At 49.0% G+C, this 26,204-nt stretch carries 23 protein-coding genes and 1 riboswitch; of the genes, 5 read left to right on the top strand and 18 right to left on the bottom strand.

What is annotated here, in order from left to right:
- Window positions 1-24 precede the first annotated feature (24 nt).
- The 3 genes from HPY28_RS14845 to HPY28_RS14835 all read right to left on the bottom strand — a co-directional run bounded on the left by HPY28_RS14845 (window position 25) and on the right by HPY28_RS14835 (window position 3,933).
- Window positions 25-1,233 carry a trans-sulfuration enzyme family protein gene (locus HPY28_RS14845; protein ID WP_017252446.1) on the bottom strand — a complete coding sequence of 403 codons (1,209 nt, stop codon included), beginning with the start codon at window positions 1,231-1,233 and terminating at the stop codon, window positions 25-27.
- A 220-nt stretch (window positions 1,234-1,453) separates the two neighbouring features.
- On the bottom strand, window positions 1,454-3,175 hold the full coding sequence (locus HPY28_RS14840) for a GMC family oxidoreductase (RefSeq protein WP_017252447.1): 1,722 nt from the start codon (window positions 3,173-3,175) through the stop codon (window positions 1,454-1,456).
- Between the two features lie 14 nt (window positions 3,176-3,189).
- Window positions 3,190-3,933: a gluconate 2-dehydrogenase subunit 3 family protein gene (locus tag HPY28_RS14835; RefSeq protein WP_217444801.1), complete on the bottom strand. Its 744-nt coding sequence runs from the start codon at window positions 3,931-3,933 to the stop codon at window positions 3,190-3,192.
- 153 nt (window positions 3,934-4,086) lie between these two features.
- Here HPY28_RS14835 and HPY28_RS14830 point away from each other — a divergent pair, with 153 nt between their 5' ends.
- Entirely contained in the window at window positions 4,087-4,785 is a 699-nt protein-coding gene (locus HPY28_RS14830) for a hypothetical protein (RefSeq protein WP_254613126.1), read from the top strand.
- 39 nt (window positions 4,786-4,824) lie between these two features.
- Here HPY28_RS14830 and HPY28_RS14825 read toward each other — a convergent pair whose 3' ends face one another.
- The 5 genes from HPY28_RS14825 to HPY28_RS14805 are packed head-to-tail and all read right to left on the bottom strand — an operon-like array spanning window position 4,825 to window position 8,736.
- Window positions 4,825-5,673, bottom strand: a complete 849-nt coding sequence (locus tag HPY28_RS14825) for an alpha/beta fold hydrolase (protein WP_173623293.1) — start codon at window positions 5,671-5,673, stop codon at window positions 4,825-4,827.
- Window positions 5,674-5,689: 16 nt separating this feature from the next.
- Entirely contained in the window at window positions 5,690-6,478 is a 789-nt protein-coding gene (locus tag HPY28_RS14820; RefSeq protein WP_173623292.1) for an energy-coupling factor transporter transmembrane component T, read from the bottom strand.
- A 1-nt stretch (window position 6,479) separates the two neighbouring features.
- Window positions 6,480-7,295 carry an energy-coupling factor ABC transporter ATP-binding protein gene (locus HPY28_RS14815; RefSeq protein ID WP_173623291.1) on the bottom strand — a complete coding sequence of 272 codons (816 nt, stop codon included), beginning with the start codon at window positions 7,293-7,295 and terminating at the stop codon, window positions 6,480-6,482.
- Entirely contained in the window at window positions 7,292-8,134 is an 843-nt protein-coding gene (locus HPY28_RS14810; protein ID WP_174230833.1) for an energy-coupling factor ABC transporter ATP-binding protein, read from the bottom strand. The genes HPY28_RS14815 and HPY28_RS14810 overlap by 4 nt, the downstream gene beginning before the upstream one ends.
- On the bottom strand, window positions 8,131-8,736 hold the full coding sequence (locus tag HPY28_RS14805) for a QueT transporter family protein (protein WP_017252454.1): 606 nt from the start codon (window positions 8,734-8,736) through the stop codon (window positions 8,131-8,133). Before HPY28_RS14805 ends, HPY28_RS14810 begins: the two co-directional genes overlap by 4 nt.
- Before the next feature lie 479 nt (window positions 8,737-9,215).
- Here HPY28_RS14805 and HPY28_RS14800 point away from each other — a divergent pair, with 479 nt between their 5' ends.
- On the top strand, window positions 9,216-9,644 hold the full coding sequence (locus HPY28_RS14800; RefSeq protein ID WP_174230832.1) for a GNAT family N-acetyltransferase: 429 nt from the start codon (window positions 9,216-9,218) through the stop codon (window positions 9,642-9,644).
- 70 nt (window positions 9,645-9,714) lie between these two features.
- On the opposite strand, the gene HPY28_RS14795 is transcribed toward HPY28_RS14800, so the two are convergent.
- The 3 genes from HPY28_RS14795 to HPY28_RS14785 all read right to left on the bottom strand — a co-directional run bounded on the left by HPY28_RS14795 (window position 9,715) and on the right by HPY28_RS14785 (window position 13,535).
- The gene (locus tag HPY28_RS14795) at window positions 9,715-11,049 is read right to left on the bottom strand and encodes an APC family permease (protein ID WP_069851145.1); all 1,335 of its coding nucleotides are present in this window, start codon (window positions 11,047-11,049) and stop codon (window positions 9,715-9,717) included.
- 121 nt (window positions 11,050-11,170) lie between these two features.
- Window positions 11,171-12,838: a glutamine--tRNA ligase/YqeY domain fusion protein gene (locus tag HPY28_RS14790; RefSeq protein ID WP_017252458.1), complete on the bottom strand. Its 1,668-nt coding sequence runs from the start codon at window positions 12,836-12,838 to the stop codon at window positions 11,171-11,173.
- 79 nt (window positions 12,839-12,917) lie between these two features.
- Window positions 12,918-13,535 carry an SET domain-containing protein gene (locus tag HPY28_RS14785; RefSeq protein ID WP_174230831.1) on the bottom strand — a complete coding sequence of 206 codons (618 nt, stop codon included), beginning with the start codon at window positions 13,533-13,535 and terminating at the stop codon, window positions 12,918-12,920.
- A gap of 249 nt (window positions 13,536-13,784) precedes the next feature.
- A riboswitch (cyclic di-GMP riboswitch) is annotated at window positions 13,785-13,873 on the top strand.
- Window positions 13,874-14,055: 182 nt separating this feature from the next.
- Between HPY28_RS14785 and ggt the strand changes: the two genes are divergently transcribed.
- Complete coding sequence (gene ggt / locus HPY28_RS14780; RefSeq protein ID WP_173623288.1) at window positions 14,056-15,774, top strand: gamma-glutamyltransferase; 1,719 nt, start codon at window positions 14,056-14,058, stop codon at window positions 15,772-15,774.
- Window positions 15,775-15,893: 119 nt separating this feature from the next.
- Entirely contained in the window at window positions 15,894-17,882 is a 1,989-nt protein-coding gene (locus HPY28_RS14775) for a methyl-accepting chemotaxis protein (RefSeq protein ID WP_174225253.1), read from the top strand.
- A 63-nt stretch (window positions 17,883-17,945) separates the two neighbouring features.
- On the opposite strand, the gene HPY28_RS14770 is transcribed toward HPY28_RS14775, so the two are convergent.
- From HPY28_RS14770 to HPY28_RS14740, 7 genes are read right to left on the bottom strand one after another with little or no spacing between them, the layout of a single operon-like run.
- Entirely contained in the window at window positions 17,946-18,665 is a 720-nt protein-coding gene (locus HPY28_RS14770; protein WP_017252462.1) for a glycerophosphodiester phosphodiesterase, read from the bottom strand.
- Between the two features lie 30 nt (window positions 18,666-18,695).
- A complete protein-coding gene (locus HPY28_RS14765; RefSeq protein ID WP_017252463.1) occupies window positions 18,696-20,024 on the bottom strand; it encodes an ABC transporter substrate-binding protein in 1,329 nt (442 codons plus the stop codon).
- A gap of 31 nt (window positions 20,025-20,055) precedes the next feature.
- Window positions 20,056-20,883: a carbohydrate ABC transporter permease gene (locus HPY28_RS14760; RefSeq protein ID WP_017252464.1), complete on the bottom strand. Its 828-nt coding sequence runs from the start codon at window positions 20,881-20,883 to the stop codon at window positions 20,056-20,058.
- Window positions 20,884-20,909: 26 nt separating this feature from the next.
- Window positions 20,910-21,866, bottom strand: a complete 957-nt coding sequence (locus HPY28_RS14755) for a carbohydrate ABC transporter permease (protein ID WP_017252465.1) — start codon at window positions 21,864-21,866, stop codon at window positions 20,910-20,912.
- Window positions 21,866-22,933: an ABC transporter ATP-binding protein gene (locus HPY28_RS14750; protein ID WP_174230830.1), complete on the bottom strand. Its 1,068-nt coding sequence runs from the start codon at window positions 22,931-22,933 to the stop codon at window positions 21,866-21,868. Before HPY28_RS14750 ends, HPY28_RS14755 begins: the two co-directional genes overlap by 1 nt.
- Before the next feature lie 6 nt (window positions 22,934-22,939).
- Window positions 22,940-23,602, bottom strand: coding sequence for an HAD family hydrolase (locus HPY28_RS14745; RefSeq protein ID WP_173623285.1), 663 nt, complete (start codon window positions 23,600-23,602; stop codon window positions 22,940-22,942).
- A complete protein-coding gene (locus HPY28_RS14740) occupies window positions 23,580-24,179 on the bottom strand; it encodes a glycerol-3-phosphate responsive antiterminator (protein ID WP_017252468.1) in 600 nt (199 codons plus the stop codon). The genes HPY28_RS14745 and HPY28_RS14740 overlap by 23 nt, the downstream gene beginning before the upstream one ends.
- Window positions 24,180-24,475: 296 nt before the next feature.
- Here HPY28_RS14740 and HPY28_RS14735 point away from each other — a divergent pair, with 296 nt between their 5' ends.
- Window positions 24,476-26,200, top strand: a complete 1,725-nt coding sequence (locus tag HPY28_RS14735; protein WP_174230829.1) for a SulP family inorganic anion transporter — start codon at window positions 24,476-24,478, stop codon at window positions 26,198-26,200.
- Window positions 26,201-26,204 lie beyond the last annotated feature (4 nt).

The raw sequence follows: 26,204 nt of genomic DNA, 5'->3' as shown, positions 1-26,204 counted from the left end.
CCAATCCTCCAGTTTCACGTTCCTTTATCCCCTAGACACTGCCGCCATTGGCAGACTAGCTAGCGCCTGCTCCAAATCCGCGATGATATCCTCCACATCCTCCAAGCCAGTCGATAAACGAATCAGACCGTCCGTAATGTTGAACTTGATTCGCTCAGAGGCAGGAATCGAGGAATGCGTCATCGAGGCAGGATGCTGTACCAGTGTCTCGGGATCTCCTAAACTAAACGATATCATAGCCAAGTGCAGAGCGTTAATGAAAGATTTGGCTGCTTCGTAGCCGCCTTTTACTTCAAAGGAAACGATCCCGCCCATTCCGGCCATTTGCCGTTTAGCCAGCTCATGCTGTGGATGAGAAGGCAGACCAGGGTAGTAGACGTGCGAGATTGCAGGGTGCTGCGCCAAAAACTCCGCCACTGCCTGCGCGTTTTGCCCATGCTGTCTGACACGCAAGCCGAGTGTTTTCAGCCCACGCAAGATCAAGAAAGCATCCCAAGCATTCAAATTTTGTCCCAAGTCTCCCATGACGTTTTTGCGCATGAATTGGATTTGCTCCTGCTTCCCGACGATGAAGCCCGCGATGACATCCCCATGTCCATTCAAATATTTGGTGGCGCTATGCACGACGACATCCGCCCCTAGCTCAAGCGGTCGCTGCAAGTATGGCGTTAAGAAGGTATTGTCGACGATGACCACAATGCCATGCGCGTGCGCCAAACGTGACAACGCCGAGATATCTAAAACAGTCAGGCACGGGTTCGAGGGTGTTTCGAGGTACAGGACTTTTGTGTTTGGCAAAAAAGCGCTCTCGACTGCCTGCAAATTGGTGCAATCGACGAAGTCCGTCGCAATGCCATAACGCGGGGCCATGGTCGTAAGAAACTTGTAGCTACCCCCGTACACATCTCGGGTACACACGACATGATCACCCTGCTTCAAAAAGGCGAGCAAAGCTCCCGAAATGGCTGCCATCCCACTGCTTACGCCCAAGGCAGCTTCGCCATTTTCCAACGCGGCGATTTTTTGTTCCAAAGTGGTGATGGTAGGGTTGCCATATCTTCCGTAGTACGTTCCTTCCCGCTCCCCAGCCACGCACGCCGCTGCGGAGTCTGCATCTGGAAACGCGTAGGCCACGGCAGGTACCACCGCGGATACGACTGCTCCTGTTTTTTGGCAAGGCGTTTGTGCTGTATGAATAATGGAGGTGTCCATCTTCCACTTGTTTGTCGTCATTTCTCGTCTCTCCCTTTTGCTTGTGCTGTTACCAAAGGGTATAGCAAGGAGCGTGCCAAGGTGAGAAACCGCATCATTCCAGCGCTCTTCCCTTTCTGCGCTCGCAGACATTCGCAATCATGCAAATGATTTTTTTCGAATTCACGAGAAAAAGCCGTTAGTTGCCCCAACGACTTTTTCGCATAGTTGCAATTACGTTTTGCATTACTAGAAAAACAGCTTATACGAGCATGCCGCCCGCGCTTTTCCTGTATTTCAAAATGCCTTCTGCCGCTCGATAGGAGAGAGCACCCATCGTTCCTGTCGGATTGTAGCCGCTATTGTGCGCAAAGGCAGAAGCCCCGACGACAAATACGTTTTCCGCATCCCACATCTGCAAGTAGTTGTTAACGGCTGAGGTTTCTGGAGAGGCTCCCATGATGACGCCACCTGTATTGTGCGTCGATTGGTATGGTGTGATATCGTAGGGTCCGAGCTTGCGGTTGATTTCGAGCTTCTCGTTCGCACCCATTTCTTTCACAATTTCTGCGCACTTATCCGCACAAAAAGCCGCCAGCTCCCTGTCCTGATCCACGAAATCATACGTAATGCGCATCAACGGATCACCAAATGCGTCCTTGTACGTCGGGTCCAGATCAAGGAAGTGCTGTCGAAATGGCATGGAAGCTCCTTGGGCGCCTACGGATATGAACCGATTCGTGTATTTGATCGATGCAGCCTTGAAATCCTTGCCCCAGCTAGGCGTTCCCGGTGGCACCTTGTTCGTGCCGATTGGTCGAAAGCCAGTTTGTGTGACAGCGATATTCGCCCCATGGATAAATTTCAAATCGGAGTGATCGAAGTTATCACCGTTGTAGTCATCCAAACACATTCCTAACGAGCCTGCGCCTGCATAATTGTTAAACTCCTTGTCGTCGAAGAAGCCGACTGCGCCTCCTCTCATGACCTGGTAGGCATAATTTTTTCCGATTACGCCTTTTCCTGTTGCTGGATCATACGGTTTCCCCAGCTTGGACATGAGCAAGATTCGCGCGTTGTTGAATACATAACTCGTCATCACCACAATATCGGCGGGCTGTTCGAATTCCTCCCCTGTCGTGACATCCGTATACAAGACGCCTGTCGCCTTGTTCCCTGTATGTAAAATTCTGCGGACATGGGAATGCGTGCGAATTTCAAACTTCCCTGTCTTTTTCGCTACCGGGATCACCGTCACCACTGGATCGGCTTTTGCTCCGTACTCGCAACCAAACCTTTCACAGAAGCCGCAGTACTGACAAGCTGCCCGAGCCACCCCGTCTGGATTGGTATACGCTTGCGAGAGATTTGCAGATGGTAGGATGTATGGATGCAGGCTTTTCTTCTTCGCCGCATCTGCAAACATTTTCATACTCGGTGTCGTACGCATCGGAGGTATCGGATAAGGACTGGAGCGTTTTCCCCCCAACGGATTCTCCTCGCCTGCGATTCCCGCCATCTTTTCAAACTTATCGAAGTACGGCTCCAATTGATCGTAGGTAATGCCCCAATCCTGGATCGTCATTCCCTCAGGAATTTTCTTTGCCCCATACCGTTCAATCGTCTTGGAGCGAATTTCGAAATCATACGGCAGGAAACGGAAGGTCTGTCCGTTCCAGTGGATACCAGCTCCCCCGAGTCCTGTCCCGATCAAAAAGGAACCGTATGACCGCATGGGAAGCGCGCGAACGTTCATTTTACTGCGGAACGTAATCGTTTCCTTGGACAAATCTTGCATCATCTCGTAACGAAGAGCGTAACGCAATTCATCGTGTACCATGAAGTAGTCTTCGGTTTTCCGCTCCTTGCCTCGCTCTAGGCCCACTACTGTCAAACCTTGCTTGGTTAGCTCGGAAGCAATAATGCCTCCTCCCCAGCCCACCCCCACGATTACGACGTCAACCTTGGGCAGCTTTTTGGCCATATGTACAGTCCCCCTTAATGTTGTTGATGATCCCGCAAACTTAAGGGAGCCATCTTCACAAACTCAGGCTTATCGATCAGCTGTGTATACGCCATCTGATTACCTGGGAAATTCTTCATTTTCCAGCCGTCCATATTTTTATTACCTCCGTACAGAGGGTCTGCATAAACGCCTTCGATCGTACTGGCCCGCAGCATTTTGAAAAAAGTGCTCGCCGAAATGGTCGTCAATTTTACTTCATCGGTTTCAAAAGCCTTTAAAACCGCGTCCTGCTGCTCCGCCGGGAGTTCATAAAACCGTTTTCCATGGGTACTGTTACTGTAGTTGTTCATCTCTTGAAGGCCGATATCGAATATTTCCCTACGTTTCAACCTGCCTTGATAGCCCTGTGTGATCTCACCTGGAAAAAAGGGCGCTTGCATGTATTCACGAGCATTAAAGCCCCAATCACCCGCTAGCTGGTGGTCAATGAAATAAGCGGCACCGAGTGCCTTCGCGCCCGGACCTAGCTCATCCTCAGGATAAATGCGCTCACAAGCGGCATCCGCCACCTTAAATTGCTCAGGCGTAAAAAACATGAGTGCCTGATTGTAATCGGCAGCAGGGGGCGGTGCTGCTGGCTGCGCCGGAGGTTCTGGTTTGCGGAGCAAGCTCCCTGCTACGCCACCCACGACCAAGCTTCCGAGCACCAGGCCGGAGTTTTTCAAGAAGTTCCTTCGGGATACTGGCTGCTCCTTCACGTTGTTTGAATCTGCCAAATCTACCACCTCCAGTGATTTCCTTCCTTTGGTTTGTGCATTTTTTCCACAAGATACTCGTGATCACCGGAATTTTTTCCAACATACTCCACTCATAACTTCATGCAGCGAACAAAGGATAAGTTTATCTAGGCAGGAAGACTTGGAGGGATCATGATGAAGCACTTCCATACATGGGTAGGAACCGCAGGGTTAGGGGCTGTACTTCTAATGACAGCTTGTATGAATCAGGCTGCTCCGCCTACGAAGCCGCATCCGCCAGCACACACACAGTCCACCGTGCAAACGCCCAAAGGCGCAAATGTTATTCCAAGCGTGGATCATGATAAGAAATTCACGACAAACGCGCACGGCCATACGTATAGCGGAATGGGCAATGCTCTCTACAGCTCCATGGGCAGCTCACACTTGCACACGGGCGGTCCTTCTACAAAGCTGGAAGCCCAACTGAAGGCAACAGGCGTTCACGGCGTTCAGGCATTGATCGTGAACGATGCCATCTACTTGGCCCCTTCTACTGCCAATACACAATCGATCAATCAAATGGACCCGATGCAGTCCCATCTCATCAGCAATTACTCGGGAAGCTCCAGTCGAGGGCATGATGCTGCCCATACAAAATCAGGGAGCGGAACCGCAGGTACATTGGGTACGAGTGATCATCAGAACACATTCGCACAAGCACGCACCCAAATCGAGCGTATCTATGGAACGGATACACCCGTGAAGGTCGTGAACTCGAAAAAAGGCATCCAAGCGCTAGAAACAGTGAAAAAGCAAATGAAGGAGCACAAAAATAATCAAACCATGGCCGAACAGCTGAGCGTGCTCATACGCGAAGCAAAGCGGTAAACAAAGAAAAAGGGACAAGCATCCTCGCTTGTCCCTTCCTTATTTCGATAAAAAATCTTGGATTTCGTTCACGGTCTCTTGCGGATGCGTTACCATCAGCAAATGTTGAGCTTCCTGTATCCTTTTCACCTTGGCCTGCTTCACAATCCCCTGATAATGGGCGACTGCCTGATGATGAAACTGCTGCTCTTCTTTTGACAATAAGCTGTCGTCAGCCAGCAGTAATAGCACGGGGCATGTCAGCTGTTGGAACAATTCCGGTTGGCTATGGACGCTGTACTCTTTGAAATAAGCGGAGAAAGCTTCCCTCGGCAAACGGTATCCGTAGCTGTCGTCTTCCCTTTTCAAAAGCTCGTCTCGCATCCAGCCCTCTGGCATCACTCTCGTACCATACCGCTCTGCGAACTGCCTTTCCGCTTCCTCTACAGAAGAAAAACGCGTGGTTGCCAGCCGCTCGACAACCTTCTCCCTATTGAATCCAGGCACTTCTCCCAAGGAATAATACCCTCCATCCAGCAATACGAGCGACGCTACACGCTTAGGCTCGCGAATCGCAAGCATCTGGGCAGGCACAGCAGAAAAGGACGCTGCGACAATCGTCACTTGTTCAAGCTGTTCTGCATCCAAAAGTTGAATCAAATCCGTTACAATCCGCTCAAACGAAAAGGAACCATGGCTCACAGAATTCCCGTGACCACGGATATCTACCGCAATCACCCGATATCGCTCTGCCAATCGTGGCAGGATGGGCGCAAATAGCAGCTTAGTGTTGCGAATGCCATGCAAAAGCAGCAAGGCAGGTGCATCTGACTTTCCTGTTACGCCGTACTCCAGCGTGCCCTCTTCTACCTGCAAACGATTGACCTGCGAAAACAATGCTTCGTCCATTTTGCCTACCTCCTCACTAAATACGCCCCGGAATCAGCACGCCAATATGATCTGGATGCAGCCTGGCGATGTAAAACAGTGCCGAGACGATACATACACCGGCCACTAGTGTGAGTACTTCTGCTTTTTTCCAGCGTTTGCTACGGTAAAACCGATGCTGACTGTTACGCATGCGAAAGCCTTTCGCATCCAATGCATTGGCAATCAATTGTACACGCTTGAGTGAGTTGAAGATGAGCGGTACGAGCAAGTAGCTGTACTTCCTGATGCGTTCCGGAACATTTCCTTCGCTCGTCGACATCCCTCGTACCATCTGCGCTTCCCGAATGATCGCCAAATCATTTTTGACGAGGGGGATAAAGCGAAAAATGAGCGAGAGCAAATAACTGATCGAAAACGGAACGCCAATTCCGCGAAGTCCCATCGCTATCTCTCTGGGCGAAGTCGAAAACACATAATACATGGACAATAACGCGACATTTGCCAGTCGAAGTCCCATTCCCAATGCCCATAAGACACCGACATCCGTGATTTGCACGGGATAATGGATCAACGGAATGGTGCTGCTCCAGTACGAAGTGCCTACATTGGTAAACGGTAGCCACGTAATCACTGCAAAGCACGAACCGATTCCACCAACCAATATGTACGCCTTAATCATAGAGCGCTCCCAGCCCAGCTTGGCAATCAGTACGATGTTTATCGCCAACAGAACAATTAGCACACGCGGGTCCTGGAATAAAAAAGGGAGCAAGCCCAGCAGCACGAATACAAGCAGCGTGTAGCTCGGATGGGCATTCTTCATCTTAGATCCCCTCTCCCAGCAACTGTTTTTTCATCGCTGTCAGCGTGAGGGGAATCGGGTCGTCGATCCCCGCAGCCTTCCCAAAACGATAAATGGCAGGCGCTTCTACTTGGGCAGCAGCTAATACTTGTGGTTGCGAAAATACGTGCACTGGGTCCCCGTCGCATAGCAGCTTTCCTTTATGCATAACGATCACTCGCTGGGCGTACTCCGCTACCAGACGCATATCGTGCGTGATGACGATGATCGTATGACCTTCCGCGTGTAAATGCCGCACCAGCTCCATCATTTCTTGCATGCCTCGGTAATCGAGACCGGTCGTAGGTTCGTCCAGCACGATGACTTGCGGCTTCATTGCCAAGATCGAAGCCACCGCAATCTTTTGCCGCGTGCCTTTGCTCGAAAAATAGGGTTCTTCGTCACCCTTGTCGGATAACCCTACTGCTGCCAACGCCTCCGCGACAGCTTGCTCTATTTTTTCAGGCGGCCAGCCCATGTTTTTGGGCCCAAATGCTACCTCTGCCTTTATGGTCGAATGAAAGATTTGATGATCAGGATTTTGATAGCAATAGGCCACGATTCTCGATAGTTGGGCAACGCTCATCGTCTTGGTATCGAGACCATTCACTTTGACGGTACCCTGTGTTGGCTTGTATAGACCATTACAATGCTTGGCCAATGTCGTTTTACCGGAACCATTTCCCCCGATGATGGCGACGAATTCTCCCTGTTTCAGTTGGAGCGAAACGCCATGCAGCACCGGCTTTTCCTTTTCATAGCCATACCAGACATCATTAAGTTCAATAACGACACTCACAGGCTTCCCTCCCGAACGAGCCGTGCTTCTTTGTAGTAGAGTGCCAGCTCCTCAACAGTCAGAGGCACACCAGCAGTGGACGCCGACAAGACGCCTTGCTGGCATAGCATGTGATAGAGTCGGATGACATCCGGGACCAATATGCCATGCTCGTCCAACACGTCCACTTGGTCAAAAAATTGGCGAGTTGGCTGGTCCAGAACGATTTTCCCCTCGGCAATCAGAATCATTCGGTCGCAAAAGGCTGCGAGCTCTTCTGTCGCATGGGACGATACCACAATCGTCATTTCTTTTTCCCGCTTCAAACGTGAAAGAAGCGAGAAGACCTCCCGCGCTCCCACCGGGTCCAGCTCAGAAGTAGGCTCATCCAAAATGAGTACCTGTGGGCTGTGGGAAAGAGCGGATGCAATTGCCACCCGCTGCTTTTCTCCCCCCGATAGCTCAAGAGGCGAACGATTAGCAAAGCCGTTCAATCCGATCAGATCGAGTACCTCTGCCATTCTTTTGTCGATTCGCTCGTCCGACCACCCGGCATTCTCAAGCGAAAAGGCAAGCTCCTCTTCGACGGTCAGCCCGATGAACTGCGACTCCGGGTCCTGAAAGACGATGCCTTGCTCGCCATTGGACTCGACACTCCCCACGAAATGTCCACCGTAGTTAGCTGGAATCAGACCCGACATCGTCAGTAGCAACGTCGTTTTCCCTGCGGCAGCAGGCCCGACTACGCCGACTACTTCCCCTGGATAAAGCGCCAGATGAATGTCCGCTAGCGCAGGCTGTGCTCCCTCTTCATAATGCCAATAGACTCCGTTTACTCGCAGCAATGGTTCTGTTTTCACCTTGCGATCCTGCTTTCATTCCCGAGATAGTTAAAATCCTGCAAGGGGCGACCCCGGTATAGTCCAGAACGCTTCACGAATGGGTACAACAGCTTTAAGAGGATCGGTCCCAGAACTGCCGTTGATATGGCTTGGTTCAAGAACACCGTCGGGATGAAAACAGCAACTACCTCTTTCGGAGTCAATCCCAGTGCAAAATTAACGAGAATCCCGCATGCTACTACTGCCGAGCTGATGATGACTACAAACACAATGTATTGAAAAACGCTTCGTTTTGTTTTCAGGGCAGGATGACTCACAGCAAGTAGCCCGATAAAGCCCCCCATAAAATTAGAAAAGAAACCGACCGCGATCGCATGAGGCGGTGCGCTTCCGGTTAACAAATCACTGACCATATTTCCAAAGGCAAGACCAATGCATCCCGGCAAGCCGAATAACATGCCAAAAACGGGCTGAAGGGCATTGGCCGGACGAATCGGTACGGAAGGAATGAGCTTGATATTGGCAAGCATAATAATGGCAACAGCGTAGAGCGCGGCAGTGACGACAATCAGGACGTAATCTACCGTCGTCCACTTCCGCCGGAACAGATTCGAGAGCATCAGAATAACTCCTCCTTGTGTCAAGTGTTAATGTTTGGAATATTCCTGTAGCCAGTTTACTCTCTCTTTTCTGGATCGTCTAGAAGAGGGTGGGTAAAACCATTGGTTCTAGCGGTAGGGTGGGGAGGAAACAGGAGAAAACGCTCAGCTTCTAGGGCCACCAGCTGGGGGATTGACTGCCCGCCTCCATGCAAAAAGCGAAACCGCGTCCAAAGTGGCCGGTTCAGGATGTGTTTCAGAGGTGGACGCTTAAGGACGTGTTTCGCTTTTTGCATTCCGTCTCGGTCGGTGTCCCTAAGATCTTCGCTTATTTCTCCTGTTTCCTCTGCGAGCTGTTTGCTTTCCCCCTGCTTTCTTAGGGAGAATCTAAATGAATAAAAAAGAGAGAGCCACGTGCGGCGGTGTCTTCCATACACCCTCGTGATATACTAGTAGTCAAACTAATCAAATATTCAAGATAACTAAATAAAGGAGTTATCATGGGACAATATGTAGTCAGAGAAAGCACGAAAGATGACGCTGAATTTATTGAGCAAAGAATCGTTGAATACAATGAATCGAATGTTCCTTTTGAACTGACCGTTCCTTTTTCAAAAATCAATAAACACGTTCGTGATGAAGATGGCACTATCATTGCGGGAATAAATTGTGTGTACTATTCTTGGAGATGTTTGTACATTGATGCTTTGTGGGTCAGAGATGATTTGAGAAAGACCGGATTGGGAAGCAAACTTCTTCTTGAAATTGAAAACACAGCTAGGGAGTATGGCATTCATTTGATTCATTTAGATACTTTTGATTTTCAAGCAAAGGACTTTTATGTAAAACACGGGTACGATATACATGGTGTACTCGATGATTGCCCTCTTTCCCATCAAAGATTTTACCTACAGAAGAGAATTGATTAGCAGTCTAATCTTCCGCAAAAAAGTAGCCCTACATCCAATAATCGGTGTAGGGCTCTTTGTCTTCCACATGTTACTCCTCAAACTTCACCATTTCCAAATTGGTTTTTTTGACCTTCACCAGGTACAACAAATAGATCAAGCCTACAAAGCTCCATAGCAAGCCCAGCATCATGGACGTTGTTTCGAGGTTGACCCACAGAAAGGCGATGAACGTTGTCCCGATGAGTGGAGACAACACGAAGCCCCACCAATCCTTGCTATGCTTGTTCTTTTGTTTACGGAAATAGTACGCCATTACGCTGATGTTCACAAAGCTAAAGGCGATCAGTGCGCCGAAGTTAATAAAGGAAGTTGCTGTTAACAAATCCATGTACAAAGCGAACAGCATCAACGCTCCGACCAGTAAGACGTTAAGCAAAGGGGTTCTCAGCTTCGGATGTACATAACCGAACCAGCGTCGCGGCAAAAATCCATCTCGTCCCATTGCGTACAACAAGCGTGTCACGCTCGTGACTGATACCAGTCCGGATGCCAGTGTCGAAGACAACGCTGCCGCCAAAAACACCAATTGAAAGATCGTCCCACCGATAAACAGAGCAATCTCCGCAGAGGCCGCTTCTGGATCAGACAATACCGAAACATCAGGAAATAATGATTGCATGAAATAAGAGGCCGTAATAAATAACGCTCCTCCTGCGAGTGCTACGAGCATAATCCCGCGAGGAATCGTCTTTTTCGCATCGACGGTTTCCTCCGTGAGCGTGGTTACTGCATCAAAGCCAAGGAAGGAAAAGCAAAGAATCGACGCACCGGAAAGCAGTGCAATGACAGACATATCCGGTGACAAAAATGGACGCAGGTTGAATACGTGGCCAAGCCCGTCACCTTGCATAAGACCACGGATTGCCAATCCCGCAAATAATACGACGACCACGACTTGAAACAGCACTAGAATCGAGTTAACGGATGCGGTTACCGTTACGCGAAATACGTTTAACCCCGTCACCAATACAATGAAACCAATAATCCACCACGCTGTCGACACGTCAGGAAACACGGATGATAAGTATACTCCCGTCAACAAGGCGTTAATCATCGGTAAAAATAAATAATCTAGCAAAGACGCCCAGCCTACCAAAAATCCTGCATAGGGATGAATCGTTTGTTGCGTATACGTGTACGCAGTCCCTGCTGAAGGGAATAGCCGTACCATCTTTCCGTAGCTTGCCGCCGTAAACAGGATCGCAAGAAGTGTGACTGCATAAGCAGCAGGAACGTGTCCCCCCGTTTCTCCAGATACAATGCCAAAGGTGTCAAAAACGGCCATCGGGGCCATGTAGCCCAGTCCAATTACGACAATATGTCGCAACTTCAAACTACGTGTTAGTTCTGCTCTCCCGTTCACTACCTGTCCCCCTTTATGTAACAGAATAATTATACACGTTGATTTATAATCACGAAAGAAAAAAGCACTGCTGCACACGGGTTCTCCATGTACAGCAGTGCTTGATTTATATGCATATTCCCTATGCTTTTGGCAGTTCAAAGGAACTCTTCAACGATACAATCCGGTTGAATACGAGCTTATCATCTGTCGTATGCTTCGGATCGACATTGAAATAGCCATGACGGAAAAATTGATACTTGTCTTGTGGCTTGGTTTCTTTCATATTTGGCTCCACATAGCCTTGCAACACTTCCAACGAATTCGGGTTAACGTTGTCGAGGAATGTGCCCTCCGCGTCTTCATCATCCATAATCAATGGCTCGTACAAACGGAATTCAGCAGGAAGCGCATTGGTCGCATCCACCCAGTGAATCGTCCCTTTTACCTTGCGACCTGTAAAACCGCTGCCGCTCTTCGTCTCAGGGTCATACGTGCAATGGATCTCGATCACGTTGCCATCTGCATCCTTCACGACGTCATTGCATTTAATGAAGTACGCGTGCTTCAAACGCACTTCATTTCCCGGGAACAGGCGGAAATACTTGCTCGGCGGGTTTTCCATGAAGTCGTCTTGCTCAATGTAGATTTCGCGGGAGAACGGAATTTGACGATTGCCCATCTCTGGGTTCTCTGGATTGATCTCCGCTTCGAGCATCTCGACTTGTCCTTCCGGATAGTTCGTGATGACGACCTTCAACGGATTCAAAACAGCCATCGTACGTGGTGCCTTCAGCTTCAGGTCCTCACGGATGAAATACTCCAGCATTTTCTCGTCAACCGTGCTGTTAGCGCGCGCTACCCCTACTTCACGAGCGAATGTACGAATCGCTTCCGGTGTATAGCCGCGACGACGGAAGCCTGCGATGGTTGGCATGCGCGGGTCATCCCAGCCGTCTACTACATTCTCATCAACAAGCTGTTTCAGCTTGCGTTTACTCATAACGGTGTTGGTCAGATTCAAGCGGGCAAATTCGTACTGGCGTGGTACACTCTCCATTTCGCACTCGCGGACTACCCAGTCGTACAACGGACGATGATCTTCGAATTCCAGTGAACACAGGGAGTGTGTCACGCCCTCGATGGCATCCTCCAACGGATGAGCGAAGTCGTACATCGGATAGATGCACCATTTGTCGCCCGTGTTGTGATGCGTTGCATGGGAGATTCGATACAGAACCGGATCACGCATGTTGAAGTTCTGAGAAGCCATATCGATTTTCGCACGCAGCACCTTTTCTCCGTCCTTGAATTCCCCTTGGCGCATACGTGCAAACAGATCCAGGTTTTCCTCCACAGATCGGTTGCGGAACGGACTATCTGTGCCTGGCTCTGTCCATGTTCCACGCATTTTACGCATTTCTTCGGGAGACAGATCGTCTACGTAAGCCAGACCTTTTTTAATCAACAGCACCGCACGGTTGTACATCTCTTCAAAGTAATCAGATGCAAAAAACAGCCCATCCCATTCGAAGCCAAGCCATTGAACGTCCCTTTTGATGGCCTCTACGTATTCGATGTCTTCCTTCACCGGGTTGGTGTCGTCAAAACGCAGGTTGGCCTTGCCGGAAAATTCACGTGCCAACTCAAAGTTGAGGCAGATCGCTTTTGCATGTCCAATATGAAGATACCCGTTCGGTTCTGGGGGAAAGCGGGTAATAATTTCTTTTACTTTGCCCTCTTGCAAGTCATCAATCATGATATTGCGGATAAAATTGGATGCCGCTACCTTGTTTTCCAATGAAATCAACCTTTCACTTCACCTTTACATTCCATAATACTGATTCTCTACCCAGAGTTCAACAAAATCGGGTCGTGGACCGACCCGCTCACGTCTTCCATTGCTGCCTCGTTTGCCATTGTGGCCTGCAATACAGATGAATGACAGAATCAATGGCTAAGCGCTGCTCCGTGATCCCTCGAATCGTTTCGAGATGCTTCGGGAAAATCAGATGCAACAAAGGCTGTTCAACATGATTGAAACGTTGGAATGCTTCCGCTGCAATCCGATCCCACTGTGGGTAATACCGAAGCAAGTCATCGGGCATTACACGGGAGCGATCCGTGTCAGACTCGGGCAAACACTCAAAAGGTTCATCCAGATTTAACGTTCCATAATCATCGGTCAGCTCTTCGCCCGGAAAAATATCCCGTGCAGCCAATTCCATATCATACATGGTCGGCACACAATTCGCATGAAAGCTGTGGTTCACGTACCTTGCCTTATCCCAACAAAGAATGTACTTTCCGAACTGGTTCTTGAATGAATATTTTTGCACGTCCTGTTTCCGTAATGAGTCAAGTTTTTCCACAAATGCAGGGTCCAATACCTGGTCCAAATTATCCTGTGCCCATACAATCGTTCCTTTTGGGATAAACCTTGTCGCAAACACACCGTACCCGATCTCATCGTTGATATAGCGCAATTCTGTATCGGGATGCATCATGGTCTTTGTTTCACTCCTTGGCTTATGTGCCTTTTTATCATCATAAGCAATTCAGCCCCATGAGGTGTGTGAATGTCTGCGAAAAACACCCCTCCCCATAGCTTTCCTGACTATTTTTCTGGATTAAAAAATTTTTTCTTATTTACCACAAATGGTAAATAGTCTATATTATTGGCAAACGGTGTTTTAGGAACATTTTCCCACAACGATCGCATCAGTAAATGTGTCAATTTTATGCTTCATCCATTGATATCGAAACGGCAAACCCGGGGAAATCCGGCGACGCAAAGCTACAGGGGCTACCTCCGCAACAGCGGACACGCTTGCCAGCTACCGAAGTATTGATGTAGGACGAGACCAATGATCCTATATCATTGGTCTTTTTTTGCGCACATAATGTCTATTTTTGTCTATTTTTGTATGTTTGTGTATTTTTGACTTTTGAAGGAGGTGAGGCAACAGCGGATAGCCGGTTTAATGAATTCATTATTCTATTCATCATGAAGGAGGTTTCATAGGAATGTCATTCTGGAAGAAACTCTCAACCGTCGCGCTGACTGCTGTCATCGGGGTATCAACATTCTCTGGGGCACAAGCTGCTAACCGTCCAACAACGATGTCACCGAACGCAATGGTGACGACTCCTCACTATCTGGCTACGGCTGCGGCCCTGAAGACATTGGAAAACGGTGGAAACGCTGTAGATGCTGCTATTACAGCCGCTTCCACATTAGCTGTCGTCTATCCTCATTACACAACCATTGGTGGAGATAACTTCTGGCTCATCTACAATGCCAAAACAAAAGAGCTGAAGGCACTGAACGGCAGTGGTCGCGCAGGCGAAAAGGCAACCATCGACTATTACAAAAACAAAGGCTACGAAAAAATCCCGTCCCGCGGTTATGAATCGGCAAACACTGTCCCTGGTGTCGTCTCCGGCTGGTGGGAGGCTTACAACTACGCCCATAAAAGCATGGGCAATAGTAAGGTTCAATGGAACAAACTGCTGGAGCCTGCCATTGGATACGCCGAGAACGGATATCCAGTCTCCCCCAACCAAGTATATTGGACGAAATACGCGACAGATCCAACTGACAATAACTTGAAGAATCTTCAACGTTTTGATGGATTCCGTAAAACATTCCTGAAGCCCAACGGTGATCCCTATGCAGCAGGCGAAATTCTCAAACAAAAGGATCTTGCCAATACTTTGCGAATCATTGCGAAAAAAGGCGCTGACGGTTTTTATAAAGGAGAAGTAGCTAAAAAAATCGTAGCAGACATGCAAGCCAACGGCGGATTGCTCACGTTGAAAGATTTTGAGAAGCACACCTCCACTTGGGCAGATCCGATTTCGGTAGACTACCGCGGATATAAAGCGTACAACGTTCCGCCTAACTCCCAAGGCATGGCATCGCTCTCTATTCTTAATGTTTTGAATAACTTTGACCTCAAGAGCATGGGTGAAGGAACACCCGATTACTATCACACGATTGTGGAAGCTACCAAACAGTCTTTTGCTGACCGTGACAAATGGCTGACTGACCCTGCCTTTGTGGATATCCCTGTGGATGAGCTGTTGTCCAAGCAGCACGGGAAAGATTTAGCTGCGCGCATTGATATGAAGCAAGCTGCCAAATCCGTAGAACCGCTTGATCCAAAAGGCGATACAACCTGGTTCGGGATCGTCGACAAAGATGGAAATGCCGTGTCCATCATTCAGAGTCACTATTTTGACTGGGGTTCCGGCATCGTAGCGAAAGATACGGGCATCCTTTTGCAAAACCGCGGAAGCTATTTCTCTTTGGACTCCAAACACATCAATCACTTGGAACCAGGAAAACGTACCTTCCACACCATTAATCCAGCTATGCTCTTTAAAGGGGACAAGCCTTATCTTCTCTACGGGACACAAGGGGGAGAAGGACAGCCGCAAACGCAAGCCGCTCTCGTCACGCGTATCGTCGACTTTGGTTTCAGCGTACAAGACGCAATCGAAGCACCAAGATGGCTGCATGGACGCAACTGGGGATCTGATTCCAACAATCTCAAGGTGGAAAGCCGCATCCCTCAAGACGTCCTGGACGAGTTAATAAAACGTGGGCATCCAGTCGAAAAGCTGGAAGCAGCCTATACCGATACGATGGGACAGTCCGGCGCAATCCTGATTGACCCGCAAACCAATGTAAAATTTGGCGGTGCTGACCCTCGCGGTGAAGGCGCAGCAATGGGATATTGATATTTTGTCAGACTGCTGAGTTAAACTCAGCAGTCTACCTGTATTATATTTCCTTGTGGCAGACCGCTTTTCACAAAGAAAGAAATATCTCAATCACGGATTAGGAGCGGAAAAATCCTATGTTTTTGTTCAACAAACTCAGGAACAAAATGATCCTTTGGTTTCTCGTCGTGGCCGTCATTCCACTTACTGCCGTTTCGATGTTTATCACGAGCAGCTTTTCATCCATTCTGATTGATAAACAAAAATCATCCTATGTTGACCTTACTTCCAGTACAGCCATAGCTATGGATCAATATCTGGACCGGCGTATGACAGAAATTCAGATTTTAGCCCGTACCTCGGATATTCAATCCGATGATGCAGCGGCAAAAAATGAATTCATCCGCAAGTTTACCGAGGAAATGAAACTGTATGACGGAAATACCTTTATCGCAAGTGATGGAAAAGTAACGGCTGATACGTTCCCCAAAAGCGTTGGAATCAATCTTGGCGAGCGCCAATTCTTCAAAGACGGTATGCAGGACAAGCCCAGCTTCTCCGATGTTCTAGTTGCGAAGACAACCGGCAATCGCTCTATCATCGTCGCTTCCCCTGTAAAAGCGAAAAATAATGAGAAGCTTGGTGTCTTGACCGGGCTCGTCAATGTAGATGACTTCACAGCTACATTCCTCAAGAATTTGAAAGTAGGCAACGATGGCTATCCGATTCTCGTTGATAACAAGGACCAGATTCAGTACCATCCTACCCAGGATCTGATCGGAAAACCGCTTGAGGAATCCGCTCTGCCGCAACCATTAATGGAAATCCTGAAATCAGGAAAAACAGAAAAGGGCTCATACAGCTACTCGGACAATGGTAAGGAATACGTTGTCACCTATTCCCCCATTCCCAAGACCAACTTTGGTTTGTATCTGCATATCCCTGTCGAATCCATAACGTCTGCGGTTTCATCCGTTACCAACATGGTTACGATCATTGTCATCATTGTTGTTGCTGTCGTGATCGCAATCGCGTACGCTGTTTCCCGGCAAATCTCCCGCCCTATTGCGGCAGTTGCCTCCGTGGCTAACCGCATTTCCGAGGGTGAACTGACTGTACAACCCTTGCAGATTCAAACCAAGGATGAGGTTGGACAGCTATCCCAATCCGTAAACACAATGGTGCTCAACCTGCGAACGATTATTCAACAAGTAAATGATACAGCTTCAGATCTTGCTTCTTCAGCAGAGGAATTGTCTGTCAACTCCGACCATACGAGCAAGGCTACCGAGCAAATCGCCATAACGATTCAGGAAGTAGCTTACGGTGCGGAAAAGCAAGTGAAGAGTGTAGAGGAAAGTGTCACCGCAATTCAAGGTGTATCGACAGGGGCCCAGCGGGTTGCCACGAATGCACAGCAAGCTGCCGAATCAGCTTTGGGCGCTTCCCAAATTGCAGTGGAAGGCAATCAGGCCCTTCAGGTCGTTATCAGCCAGATGCAATCGATCGAGAACACTGTTGGCAACATTGCCGATATCGTCAAACGATTAGGAAACAGCTCGCAGGAAATCGGACAAATTGTACAAGTCATCACCGGTATCGCTGAACAAACAAATCTGTTAGCACTTAACGCAGCTATTGAAGCGGCGAGAGCTGGTGAACAGGGGCGCGGATTCGCCGTTGTTGCAGACGAAGTGCGCAAATTGGCTGAGCAGTCCGCGCAATCCGCGCAACAGATCACACTGTTGATTACGACGATTCAGCTCGAATCAAACCAGGCTGTCCTTTCGATGGAACAGGGCACCAAAGAGGTCGCCACTGGACTTACAGTCGTTAACAATGCAGGCAAGTCCTTCGAACAGATCCAAGATGCTGTCACGCAGGTAGCAAGCCAAATTCAAGAAGTAAAAGCTTATTCTGAGCAAATGTCTTTTGGTACCAAACAGGTGGTAGAATTGGTCAGTGTCATTGAAGAAGTAGCGGAGAATTCTGCTGATGGAACACAAAGCGTGTCAGCCGCCACAGAAGAACAGCTGGCAGCTATGGAAGAAGTCAGTTCATCAGCTACTTCTCTGGCAAGAATAGCCGAAGAACTGCAATCTCATGTAAGCAAATTCAAGATATAGTCCAAACAACGAAAACAAGAAAAGCCGCCTTGCATGTGCACGGCGGCTCTTTCCTGCTTTCGCTTACACAAACTCCCACATCCGGTCAGGATGGTTCGTGCAAATTTGAACCTGAGGATGCCACGAAATGACTTCGCGGATATGCTTCGGATCATCCAGCGTCCACGCGATGACTTGGAAGCCTTTTTCAATCGCGGCTGCAGTTAGCTCACGCGTCAGAAACGGATATCCCATGGAGAGGATCGTGGCACCTGCTGCCTCCATCTGTTCCAGCATGAGTACAGGTCGGCCATATACAATCAGGCCTGTCTGTACTTCTTGGTCGAGCGTGCGAACGTGACGGATCAAATCGTGGTCAAAGGAAGTCAGGTACACCTCTTGCTTCATTCCATGCTTTTCTACAAGCGCGAGCACCTTTTCAGCGATACCCGGGTACATGTCACTTGTTGCTTTCAACTCGATATTTAGCGCGCAGCGACCTTTTACTGCGACTAGTACTTCCTCGAGTGTAGGGATTTTTTCGCCTGAAAACTTGTCGCCAAACCAGCTCCCTGCATCCAGCTCACGCAGCTCTGCCAAGGTATGATCCATGACCAGACCGTGGCCATTGGTCGTGCGTTCCAACGTAAAGTCGTGAATCAGCACCGGAACACCATCACGCGTCAACTGTACATCAATTTCCATTGCTTTGATAGCTGGCTCTGCCAAAGCCAGTCGAATCGCTGTCATTGTATTCTCCGGGGCTTTGCCTGACCACCCGCGATGTGCCATACAAATGTTCATTTCGCCAGCTCCTCTATCATTTCGTTTCTGTTATTTTTTCAAAAGCTTGCTGCCTTTTTCCGTCGCCGCCTGCATCGCTTCATCTACTGTCGCTTGGCCAAGCATCGCACGCTGCAGTTCTTTTTGAATCACATCCTGCAATTCTTTGTAGCCTGGAGCCATTGGACGAGGATAGCCGTATTGCAGTTGATCTACCGCGACCTTGAAGTTTGGTTCTTTTTCATAGAAAGCCTTCATTTCAGCCGAATCGATTGCTTCTGTCGTGACAGGCATATAACCGGAAGCGATTGACCAAGGAACTGTTTGCTCGGTATCGGTCATCCACTTCATGAATTCCCACGCTGCTTTTTTCTCCGCATCGGTCGACTTCGCCAGCATCACGAGATTCGCACCGCCCGTTGGCGTACCAAGCGTTTTATTGGCTGGCAAGAAAGCTGCACCCATGTCAAATTTGGCATTTTTCTTCAATTCCGTCAAGGAGCCTGTCGAGGTAAAAATCATGCCCACTTTTTGATTCAGGAAGTCTTGCTCCGCTACATCCCACGCATTGTAGTTCTCTCCTGGAGGGTTTTTCATGATGCCTTCCTTCACCATTTTGGACCAGAGCTCAAGCGGTGCTTTTCCTGCTTCGTTGTTGATCGTCAGCTCCTTGCCGTTCTCGCTCAGGATGTTGCCCCCGCCTTGGAAAACAAGCGCTTCGTAGAACCAGATATCCACGGGCGTCGAGAAGCCGTACCGAGTAATTTTGTCTCCTTCTTTCTTGCTCAGCTTTTGAGAAAAGCTGACGAGCTCATCCCATGTTTTCGGACCGTTTGTATCAAGTCCTGCTTCTTTTAACATATCGCGGTTGATGTACAGCAGTGGAGTGGAGCGGTTAAATGGCACTGCGTACAGTTTGTCATTCCAATAAGAGTTTTTCATGAGACCTGGAATGTACTTCTTTTCATCCCCTTGCGAATAGGGCGTCAAATCTTCCAAAACCTTTGCATCCGCAAATGCTGCGATCGAAGCGATCTCGACCATCGTCACATCCGGATTGTTGCCCGCTGCTACAGATGCCAGTACTTTGGAATGGTTTTCTTGATACGCACCTTGGTAGGCTGGTTTGACGATAATATCTTTATGTGTTTCATTGAATTTTTTGACCATATCCTCGATGGTTTTCCCACGAACGCCACCCAACGCATACCAGAAATCAATTTGGACTGGGCCGCTGGATGCTGTAGACGCTGCTGGCTGAGAAGTGCTGCCTGTACTAGCAGACTGTTCTTTTCCAGATGATCCGCATCCAGCCAACACTCCTGATAAACCGATAGTCAATGCACATAGAATCGTTCCCGTCTTTTTCATGGAAAACATGATTTGATTTCCTCCCTAAGAGCTATCTTTTTTATTTGGATTGATAGATGAACGCTTTGATAATATGCCGTTGTGCCACAAAGAAAATCACGAGAATCGGTAGAATGAGGATCATGTTGCCAGCCATCATGACGTTCCACAAGGTTCCGCCGTCGGACATGTGTAAGCTGGATATTCCGATCGGCAAGGTGCGTACCTCGTCGCTGTTGGTCATAATCAGCGGCCAGAAATAGTCGTTCCAGTGGTAAATAAAGCTGAATAGTCCAAAAGTGACCAGCACAGGTTTCGCCATCGGCACCATGATCGTCCACATGATCTTCCATTCAGACGCGTTATCCAGACGTGCTGCCTCGATCACTTCATCGGGCACCTGCATGAATGCTTGCCTGAGCAGGAAGATTCCGAAAGCACTGGCTGCGTACGGCAAGATGAGCGACCACAGCGTATTAACGAGTCCCCAACCGCTCAATTGCACGTAGATCGGCAAAAAGATGACTTGTCCAGGAATCATCAAGACAATCAAGACAAGACCAAACAACAGATTGCGACCCGGAAACTTGTAGCGGGCAAAAGCGTAAGCCGCAGGCACCGCTGTCAAAAATTGCAGGATCAAAATCCCTACCGCAACCAGAATGCTGTTCCACGTATACATAAGGAACGGACCTGATTCCCACGCTTGGGCGAAATTGCTCCACTCCCACGTCTCAGGCAAAAGCGTCGGGGGAAATTGCAGGACCTCTGGCATCGTTTTGAAAGCCGTCGATGCCATCCACAGAAACGGGAACACAAACAGGAAAGCCACGATCAAAAGTCCAATCCATTCCACGGTCTTGCGTGAAGCCAAAACCACTCGATACATGCTGCCCCTCCTTTCTCACGAGTTCATCAGCGATAATGTACGCGCTTGGACATCACTAGGAAATGCAAAGCTGTTAAAATCCCTACCAGTATCAGCAAAATGACAGAGGCAGCCGAAGCAATCCCGCCATTGTAGAAGTCCATTCCCTGCTCGTAAATGTAGTAGACAAGCATGTTCGTACTATTGATTGGACCACCCTGCGTCATAATGGCAATCGTGTCAAATGCTTGAAAGGATGAGATCGTATTGATAATGAGCAAAAAGAAAATCGTCGGCGACAGCATCGGTATGGTAATCCGTCTCAGCGTCCGCCACCATGGCGATTGATCGAGCGCTGCTGCCTCGTATATATCGCCCGGTATGCTTTGCAAACCTGCGATGAAAATGAGCGTGTTATAGCCGACACCTTTCCAAATGCTGACGATAATTAGTGACAGCAAGGAGCTTTTCGGGTCAGTCAGCCACGTATACGCAGGCAATCCGACCGCTTCCAGTCCTGCGTTCAATAGACCAAACTGTGGGTCCATCAGCCACATCCACAGCATCGAGACGGATACCAGGGAAATGATGTGAGGACTGAAGACAGTCGCCTGAATAATGCCGTACACTTTTGCCTTTTTGTTCAGCCATAGTGCGAGCAGGAAGGATAGCGTCAGGCCGATCCCCACTGTCGCAATGGTAAAGACCGCGGTATTTCCCAATACTTGATGAAAATCTCCGTCTACCATCAAGTCCTGATAGTTTTGCAAGCCTACCCATTCCATTTGCTCCAAATTGATCAAGGACCAGTCCTGAAAGCTCAAATAAATGATCGAGCCAATCGGGTAAAAGAAGAACAGGACAAAGCAAATCAATGCGGGTGCCAGATACAAGTACGGACGCAGTCGGGATGCGAGCTCAGACCAGGCAAATGCCGACGGACGCACTTCTGTTTTCGACTGGCTTACACCCGGCAACTCCTGTACAGTTGCCGCTTTTCGCATCAGCTATCCCCTCCTGCACGTGTCGATACAGGCTCTCGTCCACTCATGCGCCCCACTCGTTTTCCGCTCCCTTTTTCGAACACATATATGTACTCCCACGGTACAGTGACCGTGACCGAGGAGCCGACCTGCATCGCTACCTCCGAGTCCGCTTTGACGATGACCCTGCCTTTTTCCGTCTCTACATGAAGGAGCGTATCTGAGCCGAGAATTTCTCTGGATACGACCTGACCTCGTGCGTTCCACATCTCTTCGCTCGTGATGGCAGAGACAGCAGTAGGCAACAACACTGCTTTTTCCGGGCGGAATCCCCATACGTGCTCAATCTTGCCCTCCGCAGAAACAATGTTCATCGGCGGAGAGCCGATAAATTGGGCGACAAACAGATTTTCCGGCTCCTGATACAAATTCATCGGGGCCGCTACTTGCATAATGTGTCCGTCATTCATGACAACGATCTGATCGCCCATGGTCATCGCTTCTACCTGATCATGTGTCACGTAGATGAAAGTGCTACCGAGCTGCTTGTGCAGGCTCGTCAATTCCACACGCATCTGATTCCGCAGCTTCGCATCGAGATTGGAGAGCGGTTCGTCCATCAGGAAGACCTTTGGCTTTTTCACCATGGCCCGCGCGAGTGCAACACGTTGCCGTTGACCACCGGAGAGCTGAGAAGGCTTGCGCTTGAGGTAATCGGTTAGCCCGACGATTTCCGCGATCTCCTCTACCAGCACCTGGCATTCCTTTTTCGATATTCCGCGGTTTCTCAACCCATAAGCGATATTGTCATACACGTTCATTGTTGGGTAGAGAGCGTAATTTTGAAAAACCATCGCAATATCACGCTTGCCAGGTGGCAATTGGTTCACCGTTTGATCACCGATCATGATTTTGCCGTCCGTCACTGTTTCCAAGCCAGCGATCATCCTGAGTGTGGTTGATTTCCCACAGCCGGACGGACCTACCAGAACCGTAAAGGAGCCGTCTGGAATGACCAAATCCAATCCTTTGACCACGCTTTGATTCTGAAAGGCTTTCGTTACCTGCTCCAACACCACACGTGCCATTTGTTTTTATTTCCCTCCTTGTGCCTTTGCGGCCAGCATTTCCGTAACAAATGCCTCGAAATTAGCGTAGCGGTAATCCGGAAAAGCGTAGAGCCAGTTCTCTTGTCCGTACCACTCCAAAACGACAGACTGCACACCCGCTCCTACCGCAGCCAGTACATCATATCGACTGTCACCGATCATCATGGCTTGCTCGGGACGTTTGTCTAGCGCCACCAGTGCTTTTTGTACAGGCTCAGCCGACGGCTTACCTCGTGATACATCATCGACCGTGACGATTGCCTCAAACAGATGCTCAATCCCCGCCATCTCCAGACCAGCCAATGTAAACTCCCGTTGCTTGTTCGTGACGATCGCCATCGTGAAGCCCGCCGCCTTCAGCTTTTCCAACCCTTCGCGAACAAACGGAAACAGTTTGACGTGTTCTTCATGATGCTCCCGTACATAGGCGAAGTATCTCTGCAGCACTTCCTTTTTGTCAGGTACGCCTGCTGCTGTAGCAACTGCCGCCAAAAAATCATCAAACGATTCGCCAAAACGCGCGAGCAGCTCTTCCCTGCTAAAATGTCCCGGTGCGTACTGCTCAGCCGTAAAAGCAACGGCATCCACGACCGCATCCCGACTGTCTAGCAAAGTCCCGTCCAAATCAAATAACAACGCTTGAATCAAGGTTCACACACTCCTTCCACAGCAGGGGACTTCCGACTGAAACAGCTGTCGCCCCATGCTTTAATACTTCCTCCATCTGTTCCCGCTTGCGAATCAGCCCGCCAGAAATGATTGGGGTATCGATAACACTTCGAAATTCTTCGATAAACTCCGGCAGCAAAGCAGGCATCAGCTCAACGGCGTCAGGCTGTGTATCTTGCAGGGAGGTTAGGCCTGATTTAATCGAGTCGCTATCGACCAAAAACAATCGCTGAATCGTCAGCAGGCCTTGCTTTTTCGCCAGCTTGACCAGTGTGTTGCGCGTAGTGACGATCCCGTCTGGCTTGACGTAATGCGCCAGAAATGCGATTCCTTCCCGGTCATGACTGATTCCGCCGATCCGCTCCAAATGAAGAAATACAGGGATATTTTTCGACTTAAAATAATCCACGTAGCCTTTGATCACACCAATGTTACCAATCGAGAGTACCGCAGCACTCAAATTTGCCTCTGCCGCTTTTTCCAGGTGCTTCGCTTCTTTTACGGAAGCGATCAGCTTGTACTTTGCCAGTCTTGCATGAAATTGTTCCTGGTTCACTCGCTTAAGCCTCCTTATGCCCAAGACAAAAAACCCTGCGACATGACAATGCCAAAGAACTCTCGATGAAAGTGCTTGGAAAGGCTGTCGGGGGTTTCTCCATGGCTCCAACCGAAGGGATTGTTCACTTGTTACTTTGAATGGTACTGTACGAGCGTTAAGGAATCTTGAAGCAAATGTTAATAAACGGAAAAGTTCCTGTAAGGATGGAATTGACGGAACGGAAGAGCGGATGTATGATCCATTTATATTCAAATAATCAAATATTCGAAAATACGAAAAGAAGGGTTGCAATCATGAAGTGGGCACCAAGATTCGAAGGCTACGATCTCGTTTCCTTTCGAAAAGACTGTGTATCAGGCTTAATCGTCGGCATTATCGCGATACCATTGGGGATGGCATTTGCTATCGCCTCCGGAGTAAAGCCTGAGTACGGGATTTACACGACCATTATCGCCGGAATATTGATTTCTCTCTTTGGCGGTTCCCGCTATCAAATCGGGGGACCTACGGGCGCTTTTATCCCGATATTATTTGCAATCGTCATGCAATACGGTTATGCAGACTTGCTCCTCGCTGGATTCATGGCAGGAATTCTCCTTGTTCTCATGGGGGCTCTACGGCTGGGAGGGCTGATCAAATTCATTCCGCGACCCGTCATCATCGGATTCACTTCGGGGATTGCTGTTATCATCTTCTCTGGTCAAATTGCCAACTTTCTCGGCCTGGAACAACTGCAAAGACACGAGGATTTTTTGTCCAACATGGGGGAAATCGTCCTTCATCTAAACACGATTCATGTATACAGCGTAGCCATCGCTATTTTGAGTCTCGCCCTTATTTTGGTGACTCCCCGATTCTTCCGTAGCATACCGGCCTCTCTCGTCGGACTCGTAGTCTCCAGTGTCGTTTCCGTCCTCTTTTTGGAAGGAAAGGTAGCGACAATTGGCTCTACCTTTGGAGAGATACCGAGTACATTACCCGGCTTTCATTTTCCTGAAATCACATGGGAACGTGTCCAAAAGTTACTGAGTCCTGCCTTGATCATTGCTATACTAGGAGCGATAGAGTCTTTATTGTCTGCTGTCGTCGCCGATGGGATGACACGCAGTCGCCACAACAGCAACCGGGAATTAATCGGCCAAGGAATTGCCAACATCGTGACTCCGTTATTTGGGGGAATTCCGGCTACTGGCGCGATTGCGAGAACAGCCACCAACATTCGAACCGGGGCAACCTCCCCCATGTCTGGCATCATTCATGGTCTGGTCGTTTTGCTCATCCTGGTGCTGTTCGCCCCTTACGCCTCGCACATTCCGTTGGCGAGTATGGCGCCGATCTTGATGCTGGTTGCCTGGAATATGAGTGAGCGCAAGGAATTTGCCCACATGCTAAAAGCGAAGACGAGCGATTCTCTTGTGCTGGTGCTCACCTTCCTTTTGACCGTTTTCACCAATTTAACCGTCGCTATTGAAGTGGGGTTGGTGCTGTCTATCCTGTTATTTGTCAAACGAACACGCGATAGCTTGCGTGTAGCTCAGGTACTGCCTGATCCCTCGTCCAAGCACGACAAAGTCATGCCGCATATGGTTACCGAGGGGCACGATTGCCCGCAAATCAGCATCTACACGATTGAGGGTCCTCTGTTTTTCGGGGATGCCGACTTGTTTGAAAGCTCCCTCATGCAAACCCTTCAACGACAACCAAAGGTATTGCTGCTGCGGATGGGAAAAGTCCCCCTGATGGACATGACCGGGGAAGCGAAATTGTCGCGGATTGTGAAACAATGTATGAACCAAGGGACAACAGTCCTTATTTCCGGAATCCAATCTGGCCCCAAGAAAATCTTGCAGCGTACGGGGCTATATGGCCTCGTAGGCGAAGCTCACTTTTTTGCTCATACTGGAGACGCGATCACGTATGCCCTCAGTTTACTAGATACTGGGAAGTGCCTCGGATGCAAGCATTTTGCCTTCCGCGAATGCACGCGTCTATCCGCTCCTACTGAAACTTCCACATGATGTT

Source organism: Brevibacillus sp. HB1.2, assembly GCF_013332495.1.
Lineage (GTDB): Bacteria > Bacillota > Bacilli > Brevibacillales > Brevibacillaceae > Brevibacillus > Brevibacillus porteri.
Note: the sequence above shows the minus strand (reverse complement) of the source record. Positions and strands in the feature narration are given on the sequence as shown.

Bases quoted from the DNA above. Each gene is read 5' to 3' on its own strand.
- HPY28_RS14755 (WP_017252465.1), bottom strand. From the start codon at position 21,866: ATGCGAAAAGCGGCAACTGTACAGGAGTTGCCGGGTGTAAGCCAGTCG.
- HPY28_RS14825 (WP_173623293.1), bottom strand. From the start codon at position 5,673: ATGGACGAAGCATTGTTTTCGCAGGTCAATCGTTTGCAGGTAGAAGAG.
- HPY28_RS14775 (WP_174225253.1), top strand. From the start codon at position 15,894: ATGTTTTTGTTCAACAAACTCAGGAACAAAATGATCCTTTGGTTTCTC.
- HPY28_RS14735 (WP_174230829.1), top strand. From the start codon at position 24,476: ATGAAGTGGGCACCAAGATTCGAAGGCTACGATCTCGTTTCCTTTCGA.
- HPY28_RS14750 (WP_174230830.1), bottom strand. From the start codon at position 22,933: ATGGCACGTGTGGTGTTGGAGCAGGTAACGAAAGCCTTTCAGAATCAA.
- HPY28_RS14805 (WP_017252454.1), bottom strand. From the start codon at position 8,736: ATGCTCTCGAATCTGTTCCGGCGGAAGTGGACGACGGTAGATTACGTC.
- HPY28_RS14785 (WP_174230831.1), bottom strand. From the start codon at position 13,535: ATGATGCATCCCGATACAGAATTGCGCTATATCAACGATGAGATCGGG.
- HPY28_RS14830 (WP_254613126.1), top strand. From the start codon at position 4,087: ATGATGAAGCACTTCCATACATGGGTAGGAACCGCAGGGTTAGGGGCT.
- HPY28_RS14800 (WP_174230832.1), top strand. From the start codon at position 9,216: ATGGGACAATATGTAGTCAGAGAAAGCACGAAAGATGACGCTGAATTT.
- HPY28_RS14840 (WP_017252447.1), bottom strand. From the start codon at position 3,175: ATGGCCAAAAAGCTGCCCAAGGTTGACGTCGTAATCGTGGGGGTGGGC.
- ggt (WP_173623288.1), top strand. From the start codon at position 14,056: ATGTCATTCTGGAAGAAACTCTCAACCGTCGCGCTGACTGCTGTCATC.
- HPY28_RS14770 (WP_017252462.1), bottom strand. From the start codon at position 18,665: ATGAACATTTGTATGGCACATCGCGGGTGGTCAGGCAAAGCCCCGGAG.
- HPY28_RS14760 (WP_017252464.1), bottom strand. From the start codon at position 20,883: ATGTATCGAGTGGTTTTGGCTTCACGCAAGACCGTGGAATGGATTGGA.
- HPY28_RS14820 (WP_173623292.1), bottom strand. From the start codon at position 6,478: ATGAAGAATGCCCATCCGAGCTACACGCTGCTTGTATTCGTGCTGCTG.
- HPY28_RS14765 (WP_017252463.1), bottom strand. From the start codon at position 20,024: ATGTTTTCCATGAAAAAGACGGGAACGATTCTATGTGCATTGACTATC.
- HPY28_RS14845 (WP_017252446.1), bottom strand. From the start codon at position 1,233: ATGACGACAAACAAGTGGAAGATGGACACCTCCATTATTCATACAGCA.